Source organism: Dyadobacter frigoris (genome assembly GCF_005280585.1).
GTDB lineage: Bacteria > Bacteroidota > Bacteroidia > Cytophagales > Spirosomataceae > Dyadobacter > Dyadobacter frigoris.
In genome coordinates this window covers 229033-241175 of record NZ_SZVO01000005.1, presented here as the reverse complement: position 1 = coordinate 241175, position 12143 = coordinate 229033, and the positions used below count along the sequence as shown (strand labels likewise).

Below are 12143 nucleotides of genomic sequence, written 5' to 3'. Positions count from 1 at the left end.
GAGAATGTATACAGTTATTGAATTACTATTTTAAGCACATACCAGCATTTCGGTAATGTGAGAATCACTATGATAGAATATGGGTTTATAACAAAAGGATCAGGCGCATTGTTTCAAAAGACTCAAATACTGTTTAATGCTTTCAACAATACCGGTTTGATAATACCTAAAACAAATCATGTCAAAATTACAAAGCAGAAAAAATTCGCGGTGAATAACTTTACTTTAATACATTGAAATATAATGATTCCGTAAAGTTCGGGCTTTTTAAACTTGTTACAAAATTCAGTCGGCACCATAAAAGAAAAACCACCCGAAAATTACTTAACGGGTGGTTTTTTTTAGAAAGATATTTTAAAAACTTATTTATCGCGCGTCAAAACTTCGTCGATAAGTCCATATTCTTTTGCTTCGTAAGCACGTAACCATTTGTCACGGTCAGAGTCAATGCCGATTTGTTCAACAGTTTGACCAGTATGCTGTGCCAGAATATCATATAATTCATGACGAAGTTTTACGATTTCACGGGTTGTAATTTCAATATCAACCGAAGTTCCCTGAGCTCCGCCTGATGGCTGGTGAATCATCACACGTGCATGAGGAAGTGCAGAACGTTTTCCTGCTGCTCCGCCTGCAAGTAATACTGCACCCATTGAAGCTGCAAGACTTGTACAAACCGTAGCAACGTCCGGACGAACATATTGCATTGTATCATAAATACCCAAACCTGCATAAACAGATCCGCCCGGACTGTTTATGTACATAAGGATATCTTTTTTAGGATCAGCTGACTCCAAAAACAACAATTGAGCAACAACTATATTGGCAATATTATCATCAACACCTGTTCCCATAAAGATAATACGGTCGGCCATTAATCTTGAAAATACATCCACTTCACGAAAGTTCATCGGACGCTCTTCAATTACCGAACGGGTCATGTTTTCAACAGTGTGGTTCATATAACCGTCAACTGTAAGGCCACTCATTCCAAGATGGTGAACGGCATATTTTCTAAATTCATTTCCGTGATTCATGAATAAACTTTAATTTAAAAATAATATGTAATGGATAGAGTACATGTTTTAAAGAACAAAAAGCTGCATCGCTTAGTTTCGAATATAAAAAAGCTGATTTCTTTCTTTGTCCTTCACAAAATTGATTATTTCCATGAATAATCCTTGTCTGTTTCGGTTATAATTTATCGAAAATTGCGAGAAGCGATTCATTGAATGCTTTTTAACTTGCAATTGTTATCTGACAAAAGCCAATAATACGAGTAAAATTTAGTCTTTCAGAAAATCAGTATTAAAATTTATTCTGTCGATCAGACTATGAACAATACGAACAACCCATCAGAAAAAATACGGCAGCTGCGTCTGCAAAAAGATTTGTCCCAGGAAAATATGGCCGATATGCTCGGACTTTCCACAACGGCTTATGGTGATATGGAAAGAGGAAGGACGGAACTTTCCTTTTCACGCCTTGAAAATATTGCCAAGTTGTTAGATGTTTCTCTGCCTGAGCTGCTGGGTTTTGAATCAAAAACACTTTCAGAAACAGAATGGCTCCGTCAGGAAAATGAAAGGTTATTATCGGCTAATGCGAAACTTCAAAACGAGCTGGATCTGTGGAAGAAAAGATTTGGGTCTTTGGTGACTTTGGAAATTGGCAGACAGGTGCAGCAGCATCGGGAACCGATTGGGTTTTGAGGTCTGGATATGCCGGATCCACAACTGCGCAAATAAGGGATTTGAGAAACAACTTACATATGTGTCGTACATTATACGGTTTCATATATTAACAGAATCAAATGGATGATATTTTAGACGATAATCCACAATGGTTACAAAGTCTGGTCCTTGCCGACATGTTCCAATGGAATAATGCGCACCAAACTACCTTTGGCGAGTTATTTGAGGCCGTTACTTACCACGACTCACATTGGGTTGCTTCGATTACTAATAAATCCTTAGAGCACGTTTTGATAATCCGTTTGGATGGTTTTTGGAATAAAGAATATTCGCACTATGATGAAAGTATTCAGGATTGGCCGTTTTCGTTAATTAAGATAGAAGACGTCCAGTCCATCAAATATAAACGATATGAAGATCGAGAAACTAATACAATAAGCAGTTCTGAAAGCCATATAACTGAAGGAGTTGCTGTCACACGATTTGATGATATATATGGTGGATTCATTGAATTGAAGCATAACCCTAACATTAAGGTTTTGCTGATGAGTGCGCAGGGGGAGTACTTTCCACCAAATCCTGAAGTATCAATTAACACAACAGAAAAAGAATCAGAAGTTAGACTTGAAGAATTTAAATGGTGGAAATTTTGGGAACATGACTCAAAGAAAATAAGTTGATTTAATGTGGGCATAATCTATCTCATGAAACCTCTATTTTCTGAGACCGACACCGGCCACGTTCCGCGCCCCTGGAAAGTCTCAAAAAGTGTATCATTTTGTCATTTCACAAATCAAAATATCGTTTTAATAATTGCCCTAAGTTAGTGAGACTAAATTACCTTTCACATTTGTTCCGGATCTTCTGGGCGCCGGGTGCAGCGATTGTTCTTTTCCTTTTAAGCTCTAACTTTCCACGGCAGGTTTACCAACGCGAATTATAGTCATAAAATAAAGGAGGTCAACTTCCTAAAAAGTTGACCTCCTTTACTTATATCAAAATGAAATACCTAAAAATTAAGCAACTTCACCTTTTGCAAGTTTTTCGAATTCAGCAACATCGATCGTCTGCTCATCCGTAGCAACCTGGCTGCGAACGATATCGATGATTTTGTTGTCAAAAACCTGATTGAAAATCTGAGAATAGTTGTCACGTTCTTTGTCTGCAAGGTAACCTTGTGCAACGCGGTCGATTGTATCGCCCATGCTGTCATCGTCACCGTACATTCCAAACTGTCCGCGAACCATTTGTTTTGTGAATTCAAGAATTTCAGGATATTCAACCTTCACACCTTGAGAATCAGCAATTTTATTTTTGATCAAACTCAATTTCAATGATTTCTGGAAATCTTCGAACTGTTCTTCGATTTGCTCACGCGTAAATTTGCCTTCGTTGGTACGTTCCAGCCAGTCTTTAAGGAAATCTCCAGGAAGATCAATCTGGATTGAATCAATTAAAGCAGTTTCAAGATCGCGACGAAGCAATGCTTCTGTTTCGCGCTCGTAATTTCCATTAATTACTTCAGTAACTTTTTCATTGAAAATTTCTTCGCTGTCGGCAATACCTGGTCCAAGTACTTTATCAAAAAATTCCTGGTTAACCTCTGCCGGTGCAGAACGCGTGATATCTTCAACGATCAAAGTGAAATCACCTGAAAGCTCGCCAATATCTTCTTTTTTCTTACCAGTAACATGCGCAATTGCAGCCTGGTCAGCAAAAGTGTTCTGAATATCAAAAGTTACCACGTCATCTTTTTTCAAGCCTAAGAATTTAGCCTGATTTTCTTCTGCCACCTGTTTTGTCGGGATAGCAGTACGTGTTGTAAATTCAGTTGATTCCTGTTTCAATTCACCAAAAATCATATCACCCAATTCACTTACTTCCGGGTGCGTGCTGTCAGAGAATCTTTCACGAAGGCTATCAACTGTTTTTGATAACTCTTTTTCGTCAGTTTCGATAGAATAACGTTTTACAGCAGGAATTTCAGAAAGATTTACTTCGAAATCAGTTGCAACACCAAGGTCGTAGCTAAATTCGAAATCACCTGGTTTGTCCCAGTTTGCCTCTTCTGCTTTTTCACGGTTAGGAATTGGATCCCCAACCACCTGTAATTTATTTTCGCGGATATAAGTGCTTACTGCATTGCTCAAAAGACTGTTCACTTCATCCACTAAAATGCTTTTTCCATACATGCGCTGGATTACATGGGATGGTACTTTGCCAGGACGAAAGCCTTTTAAATTCACACGTTTCGAATAATCCTTGATAGATTTATCAACCTTAGGCTGATAATCATCTTTGGTTAGCGTAACTTTAAGAGAGGCCAATGTTGGCGAATTCTTCTCTAATAAAACTTCCATGCTTATTGCTATTAGTAAATGTGCTTTTTTAGGTAAAACGCAAAACAAAAATGCCCTCAAAACAGTGTCCTGAGGGCATTTGACGGGTTAATTCGGAGCAGTTCATCTTCTTATTTCAGATAGGAAATATGACGCCCCGTCAATCCCTTGTTAGTTGTACGGGCGGAGGGAATCGAACCCCCACGCCTTGCGGCACTAGATCCTAAGTCTAGCACGTCTACCAGTTCCGCCACGCCCGCTCTTATTTTTTAGTCCCAATCTTCAACCCTTGTCGTTGGTTGGGAGTGCAAAGGTAGCAAAGTTTGTTTTAGATATGCAAACTTTTGGAAAAATATTTTTCCAAAAAAAATTTTGTTGAATAATCTCGCTAAAATTTGTTATTTTGGTGAAGCGTACTAATTACTATTAAGCATTGGAGCAACTCGTTGAAACCCTGAGCATAGATCTGGAGCAGGAGCGTAAGGATATCCTTAAAAAATATCGCAGGTTGTTACGAACAGCCAAGCCGTTTTTGAAGGACAATGATGCAAAATTAATCAAGAAGGCCTTTTATACATCTGTTGAGGCGCATAAGGACATGCGCCGCAGATCAGGTGAACCGTACATTTATCATCCGCTTGCAGTAGCACAAATTGTTGTAGAGGAGATTGGATTGGGTACGACCGGCATCGTTTCCGCATTATTACATGATGTGGTTGAGGATACGGATATGCGTATTGAAGATATTGACCGGTTGTTTGGAAAGAAAGTCGCTAAAATTATTGACGGACTTACCAAAATTTCCGGAAGGTTTGAATACGGAACTTCACAGCAGGCGGAGAATTTCCGGAAAATGCTGCTTACACTATCGGATGATGTTCGGGTAATTCTGGTGAAACTGGCAGACCGTTTGCATAACATGCGGACGCTGGATAGTATGCCGCGAGATAAACAGCTTAAAATCGCTTCGGAAACTATTTTCATTTATGCTCCGCTGGCGCACAGACTTGGGCTTTACAGTATCAAGTCCGAGCTTGAAGAATTATATCTGAAATATACCGAGCCACAGGAATACCGTGCGATTTCCAGAAAACTCAGAGAAACCAAAAGTTCTCGTGATCGATTTATCTCCAAATTTACCGAGCCGATTGCGGAAGATCTTGAAAAAGCAGGTTTAAATTATATCATCAAGGGAAGGCCAAAATCGATTTATTCGATCTGGAATAAGATGCGCAAGCAGAATAAACCTTTCGAAGAAATTTATGATTTATTCGCTATCAGGATCGTCTTGGAATCTCCGCAGGAAGGAGACCGTGAAAAAGCACTTTGCTGGCAGGCATATTCTATCGTTACCGATCATTACAAACCCAACCCGGACAGGCTGAAAGATTTCCTTAGCACGCCTCGTGCAAATGGCTATCAATCGCTTCACTCGACGGTAATGAGTAAAAGCGGTCAGTGGGTGGAAGTGCAGATCCGTACTTCACGCATGGATGAAATTGCGGAAAAAGGATATGCAGCGCATTGGAAATACAAAGGGAATGATACCAAGGTCCGTGGAAATATTGAGCAATGGATCAGTCAGGTAAGGGAAACGCTGGAAACGGGCTCGGGCGATAAAACGGCTGCGATTGAGTTTTTGGATGAATTTCGTACGAATCTTTTCAACGAAGAAGTTTTTGTTTTTACCCCAAAAGGCGAACTGAAAGTATTGCAAAGCGGTGCTACTGCGCTTGATTTTGCTTTTGATATACACTCCGAAGTGGGTGTGCATTGTATGGCAGCCAAAGTAGGAGGGGTTTTAGTTCCGATCAGTTACGTCTTAAGCAACGGCGATCAGATTGAAATTATAACATCCAATAAACAGAAACCTACCGAAGACTGGTTGCGTGTGGTACGTACCTCAAAAGCCCGCGCCAGGATTAAGGATTTCTTGAAGGAGGATAACCGTCACTACGAAACGGACGGTCGTCAGATGGTTGAAAGAAAGCTTAAAGTGCTTGGTATCGAATTAACAGCCGAAGTTGTCAATCAGTTACGTGCATTTTTTGAATGTAAAACAGCTGCCGATTTCTTTTATAAAATTGGTAAAGGATATGTTCAGCTTGATGAATTAAAAAGATTTAAGCGGGATAAAGAGGCGAAGGAAAGAAAAGCGGTAACGGCAGTTATTGTTCCGCCTGTTGAAGGGGCTGACGGTAAAAGTTATACCAAACTGCTGAAAAACCTTCATGGTGATCGTGCAGACAGCGATACATTGCTGATTGGGGACGACATGGATAAAATTGATTATAAACTTGCTCCCTGTTGCAATCCGATCGCCGGAGATGACGTTTTTGGTTTTGTGACAATTAATGAAGGCATAAAAATCCATAGAACAACCTGCCCGAACGCTGCTGAGCTGATGTCCAAACACGGAAACAGGATCATTAAAGCAAAGTGGGAATCAAATAAAGACGAAGCGTTCCTGGCAGGTCTTTATATTTCCGGAACAGATAGGGTTGGGCTAATCAATGATGTGACCAGGATTATTTCCAATGAGTTGCATATTAACATGCGCGGACTTACGATTGATACCAAGGATGGCGTTTTTAATGGGGATATCAGGCTTTATGTTCAGGATACGCGCCATTTGGATATTCTGATCAGCAAACTTGAACAAGTGGAAGGAGTTTATAATGTACAAAGATTTGATACCAACCTGACAGGAAGCGTCTAAATTTTGAACCATTATTCGTACGACTTGTTAATCAATTGGTTTATATAGTATGATTGCCCGGGTAACGGACAATACGTGAAAGCTTCAAATGACAACCGCAACATAATTACTACTGTGATTTAAGAAAAAAAGCACGTAATTTGCGCAAGATTTTCAAAAGATATGCCACAAGCCAGCAAACCAAATTTTGAAGCCGCCAAGAAAATTCTGACGGCTTACCTAGAAAATAAAGGACTTCGCAAGACCCCTGAAAGGTTTGCGATATTGGAAGAAATCTATACCCGTGAAGATCACTTTGATGTGGATGAGCTTTACATCAGCATGAAAAACAAACGTTATCGTGTGAGTAGGGCAACGGTGTATAATACCTTAGACGTACTTGTGGATTGTGATCTGGTAACCAAACATCAGTTCGGAAAAAACCTGGCACAATTCGAAAAATCGTACGGAAACAAGCAGCATGATCATTTGATTTGTACGGACTGTCACAAGGTAATGGAGTTTTGTGACCCGAGAATTCAGTCAATCCAGAATATGGTGGGTGAAATGCTTAATTTCAGTGTACTGCATCATTCCCTAATCTTTTACGGCAACTGTACGAAAGAAAATTGCCAGAATAGAAAAGAGCATGAAGAAGTCGCTGTCGGACACGAAATAAGAGAATAGTATCGATGAGGCGTAACAGACATTTTATGGTTTGTTACGCCTTGTCATTTTAGCAAATAATAGTTTTTAATAACCATTTATTGGATGAAAGTTGACGTATTGCTTGGTCTCCAGTGGGGAGATGAAGGTAAGGGTAAAATCGTGGATGTACTTGCACCACGTTATCAGGTAGTAGCAAGATTCCAGGGCGGTCCTAATGCAGGACACACCTTGGAATTTGATGGTATTAAGCATGTTTTGCATCAGATCCCATCCGGTATTTTCCGCAGCGAAATCCAGAACATTATCGGAAACGGGGTTGTTTTAGACGCCATCGTTTTTAAAAGAGAGATTGAAAATCTTGCCAAGTATAATCTTGATCTGGTTGGAAACTTGTTTATCTCTAAAAAGGCATCGTTGATTTTACCAACACATGCTTTACTTGATGCAGCTTACGAGCGTTCTAAAGGTGATTCGAAAATCGGTTCTACGCTTCGTGGAATCGGGCCGGCTTATCAGGATAAAGTAGCTCGTCTGGGTTTACGTGTTGGCGATGTTTTGTCTCCAAATTTTGCTGATAAGTACAAGAAACTTGTTGATGCACATAAAGTTATCCTTGACTTTTATTCTTTCGACTACGCTTCGGTACTTCCTCAGGCAGAAGAAAATTTCTTCGGCGCGGTTGAATTTATGAAGCAATTCACGATGGTTGACAGCGAATATGTTATCAACGAAGCGATTGCCGAAGGAAAAACAGTTTTGGCAGAAGGAGCGCAAGGTTCTTTGCTTGATATTGATTTCGGTTCATACCCTTTTGTTACCAGCTCTACAACCATGGCTGCCGGTGCTTGTACTGGTCTTGGTATTGCTCCAAGTGCTGTTGGTGAAGTATTTGGTATTTTCAAAGCTTATTGCACACGTGTAGGAAGTGGTCCTTTCCCAACAGAATTACTCGAAGAAACGGGTGAGAAAATGAGACAGGAAGGTCGTGAATTTGGAGCTACTACTGGTCGCCCGCGTCGTTGCGGATGGTTAGATTTGCCAGCTTTGAAATACGCAATTATGATCAACGGTGTTACGCAGCTGATCATGATGAAAGTTGACGTTTTAACTATTTTTGATACAATTCGTATTTGTACGCAGTATCGTTTGCCAGACGGAACTTTGACAGATAAACTTCCATACGATTTGTGTGATGATACCGTAGAGCCAGTTTATAAAGATTTTGCAGGATGGCAGCAGTCGCTTGACGGAATTCGTGATTTCGATGCGATTCCTGAGCAATTACTGGCTTACGTGAAATTCCTTGAAGCTGAACTTGGATTGCCAATCACATTTATTTCAACGGGTCCTGATCGCGAGGCTTTAATAACTCGTGAAACTTCGGCTCTTTTGAACTAAGAAGATATAAGTTTAAAATTGAAAAATTGCTTGAAACATCATGTTTCAAGCAGTTTTTCAATTTTATAGGTATGTTAATATTTTGATCGAATTAATCCAGGAGAGATAAGACATCCTCTCTTGAAAGTGACTTGATAAAACCATCTTCATTTGAAATTAGATCGTCAGCCAATTTCTTTTTAGTCCTCTGCAAAGCAAGGATCTTTTCTTCAACCGAATTTTTCGTAATGAACTTGTACGTGAAAACGGTTCTGTCCTGGCCAATTCTATGGGCTCTGTCGACGGCTTGTGCTTCAATAGCCGGATTCCACCACGGATCTAAAATGAATACATAATCCGCAGCCGTAAGATTAAGGCCCAATCCTCCGGCTTTCAAGGAAATAAGGAATATTTTAACGCTTTCATTATTTTGAAAGTTTTCAACTTCAGCCTGGCGATCTTTGGTTGAGCCATCCAAATATGCGTACGTAATATTGCCCTTATCCAGATAAGCACGGAATAAATCAAGATGTTTGATATACTGGCTGAATATCAGTATTTTATGATTTTCACTTATGGCAGTTTCCATTTTATGGAGTACATCTTCAAATTTACCTGAGCCGTCCGTATATTCCGGATCAACCATTTTTGGATGATTGGCTAATTGTCTCAGTTTTGTAAGACCTTGAAGAACGACAAGCTGAGATTTATTTATCCCATCAGAATCTATACTTTGTAAAATGAGGTTTCTATAATAAGCTTTGGCTTCTTCATAAGCTTTTTCCTGCTCCTGAGACATTTCACAGTACTGAATACTTTCAACTTTTGCAGGAAGATCCGTTGCTACCTGCGACTTATGCCGGCGAAGGATAAATGGTTTTATCAGATTGTAAAGCCTTCTGGATTTTTCTTCATCGTTTTTCTTTTCAATCGGAATCTGAAATTCATCCCGGAAAAAAGTCTGACTTCCCAAAAGTCCCGGATTTACAAAAGACATTTGAGACCACAAATCCATGGTACTATTTTCAATCGGCGTACCGGTCAATATCAGCCGATTGGCAGAATTAAGTTTTCTGACGGCTTTTGTAATGATCGAGGTTGGATTTTTAATAGCTTGCGATTCATCCAGGATCACATAGTTAAACCGGAATGACTGTATAAGTGCAATATCGAGGCGGACAATTCCATAAGAAGTCAGGATCAGATCAAAACCTTCAAATTGTTTGGTGTCTTTTTCACGGTAAGTACCCGTATAGAGCATTACTTTTAATTTGGGTGTAAATCTTTTCGCTTCCAGCGCCCAGTTATACAAAAGAGAAGTTGGCATGATTAAAAGAGAAGGCTCTTTAATTCCGGCTTCTTTTTGTGATTGTAAAAAAGCCAGCGTTTGCACGGTTTTTCCTAAACCCATGTCATCCGCCAGGCATCCGCCAAAACGATACTGATTTAAAAATTGCAGCCAATCGTAACCCGCTTTCTGATATGGACGAAGGGTTCCTTTGAAATGTTTCGGTGCCTCACTAGCGTCAATCTGATTAAAATCCCGAAGTCTTTCAAGTTTATGACTGATAATGGCAGTAGCCAGACTTTCTTCTTTTAATTCCTGTACAAGCGCTAAATGATGCATGCGTAACCTGATTCCGTCTGTATCCTGGTCATGTTCCGAAAAAGCAAAAAGTTCAGAATATTTAGTAAACCACCATTCAGGAATCACCGCAATTTCCCCATTGGGAAGCGTAAACTCCTTTTTTTGATGCAGGATATAATTTCTTAACTGAATAAAAGGTATTTCAAATTCACCGAACTGGACTTTTGCATTAATATCAAACCAATCCCGGCCTTCCTCGATAGAAACATCTAAAGATGAGTATCCCAGGAAATATCTTTTGGCATCTGCATTATTCTGGCGAAGAATGAAACCATGTTCCGTTAATGTCCTGGCTTTACTTTGGAGCCATCCAAATGCCTCTGATTTGGGTAATACAATATGTCCGTCTTCAAATGTCAGACCCCATTCTTTAAGCTGATTAAGATTATGGCGCTCTACGGCAATGTCACGTTTTACTTTATAGAAAATATAATCTTCCCCTTTTTTATCAAGAAATACGCCGGATGGACTGGCAAAACTATCAAAGGGAAAAGTGTAATGGCCATATTGAAAAGCTACTACAAATGAAACTTCGCCATCATCTGTATCACCTGTTACCGAATCTTCAACACCGGATCCTGTGAGCAGAAGAGTAAGAGAAGCTTTACTCTTTAGACTGACATCGGCAATGGTAAGAATCGGCTTGGGCGCCGAAGATATATTGCGAATATCAAAACCTTTGGAGACTACATCGTAAGAGGCGATTAATGGAGTTACAAAACGCTCGTAATACTGCTCTTCCATTTTTCGTGGAATGGCAATAAATTTCTTTGCCAGAAATGGTTTAATTTTTTTGCCGTCTACATTTCCTTCAAAATGATATAAACGCCCATCAACGACCAACCAGGCGGGTTCTTCACAAAGGATAATGGCATTTTTATATTGAAAGTCTAGTTTTTGTTGCTTATGCCGAATGGTTGGGAAATAGTGTGTATTGTCTTCATTTCGCATAAAATAAAAACGAATGGTAGCTTTTTCTTTCTCCCACTCCACAGGTTTCCAGAGTGGATTTCCATCGCTGCCCATGATGAAAATTTCTTTACCCGATAGCTTTTCAAGAATTCGTGCTTTGCTATTTTCAAGATAGGCTGTTATCGCTTCCTGAATTACTTTATCACCTTTTTGCGGATCATATATTTTCAAAAAGAAATCAACCGGAGAAAGTTTTTTGGTATTGAATTTCTTTAAAATAGTGTCCTGTTGAATATCGTCAACCAGACTTACCAGCTCAAAATCTGTCATATCAAGCCCTGCGCCAAATTCCTCTATGTTCTTGGAGGAAATGTTTTGTATCTGGAAGGAAAAATCGCCCTGGCTATTTAGTTGGACTACAAAAGACTCAAATATGTAGCCAAGATATTCATGATCCAGAATGGAATATATAATCTTAAAGGGTTCAGAAGGAGATACTTTCATGACATTTGTTTCACAAAACGATGATAAGCTCCTGAAGAGCTGGCTGTTTTGAAGATGAATTGCTTCAAATGAATTTGAAAAATATCAAATATAGTAAAAAGAGCTTAAAAAATGCCGTCCTGTAACATAGGGCCAAAATCTTTATGATCAGTTCTGGCCGAAAGCAAGTCTAATGGATCCATTGGCCATCAGGTAATGGAGTAACTAACCAGTATAATAAGATGTTGTTTGGCAAAAACTGCTTTTATTTCGTTGTAAGTATCCGCAGGTATTTAAAGTAAACTAATTGATAGAAATTAAAC

The 12143-nt window shown here is 39.4% G+C and carries 8 protein-coding genes and 1 tRNA gene; 5 read left to right on the top strand and 4 right to left on the bottom strand.

The window, feature by feature from the left end; genetic code table 11:
• Window positions 1–362 precede the first annotated feature (362 nt).
• Window positions 363–1037 carry a ClpP family protease gene (locus tag FDK13_RS12375; protein WP_137340306.1) on the bottom strand — a complete coding sequence of 225 codons (675 nt, stop codon included), beginning with the start codon at window positions 1035–1037 and terminating at the stop codon, window positions 363–365.
• A gap of 297 nt (window positions 1038–1334) precedes the next feature.
• On the opposite strand from FDK13_RS12375, the gene FDK13_RS12370 reads away from it, so the two are divergent.
• Window positions 1335–1712 carry a helix-turn-helix domain-containing protein gene (locus tag FDK13_RS12370; protein ID WP_137340305.1) on the top strand — a complete coding sequence of 126 codons (378 nt, stop codon included), beginning with the start codon at window positions 1335–1337 and terminating at the stop codon, window positions 1710–1712.
• 101 nt (window positions 1713–1813) lie between these two features.
• Window positions 1814–2374, top strand: a complete 561-nt coding sequence (locus FDK13_RS12365) for a hypothetical protein (RefSeq protein ID WP_137340304.1) — start codon at window positions 1814–1816, stop codon at window positions 2372–2374.
• 336 nt (window positions 2375–2710) lie between these two features.
• Here the strand turns inward: FDK13_RS12365 and tig are convergent, their stop codons facing one another.
• Together tig and FDK13_RS12355 are read right to left on the bottom strand one after the other, a co-directional pair.
• Entirely contained in the window at window positions 2711–4054 is a 1344-nt protein-coding gene (tig, locus tag FDK13_RS12360; protein ID WP_137340303.1) for a trigger factor, read from the bottom strand.
• A 157-nt stretch (window positions 4055–4211) separates the two neighbouring features.
• Window positions 4212–4293 (bottom strand) — tRNA-Leu (locus FDK13_RS12355).
• Window positions 4294–4466: 173 nt separating this feature from the next.
• Between FDK13_RS12355 and FDK13_RS12350 the strand changes: the two genes are divergently transcribed.
• The 3 genes from FDK13_RS12350 to FDK13_RS12340 all read left to right on the top strand — a co-directional run bounded on the left by FDK13_RS12350 (window position 4467) and on the right by FDK13_RS12340 (window position 8798).
• Window positions 4467–6752 (top strand): RelA/SpoT family protein, encoded by a 2286-nt coding sequence (locus FDK13_RS12350; protein ID WP_137340302.1) that lies wholly within the window; start codon window positions 4467–4469, stop codon window positions 6750–6752.
• Between the two features lie 162 nt (window positions 6753–6914).
• Window positions 6915–7418 carry a Fur family transcriptional regulator gene (locus FDK13_RS12345; protein WP_137340301.1) on the top strand — a complete coding sequence of 168 codons (504 nt, stop codon included), beginning with the start codon at window positions 6915–6917 and terminating at the stop codon, window positions 7416–7418.
• 84 nt (window positions 7419–7502) lie between these two features.
• Window positions 7503–8798 (top strand): adenylosuccinate synthase, encoded by a 1296-nt coding sequence (locus FDK13_RS12340; RefSeq protein WP_137340300.1) that lies wholly within the window; start codon window positions 7503–7505, stop codon window positions 8796–8798.
• Between the two features lie 91 nt (window positions 8799–8889).
• On the opposite strand, the gene FDK13_RS12335 is transcribed toward FDK13_RS12340, so the two are convergent.
• Complete coding sequence (locus FDK13_RS12335; protein WP_137340299.1) at window positions 8890–11841, bottom strand: DEAD/DEAH box helicase; 2952 nt, start codon at window positions 11839–11841, stop codon at window positions 8890–8892.
• Window positions 11842–12143: the final 302 nt, after the last annotated feature.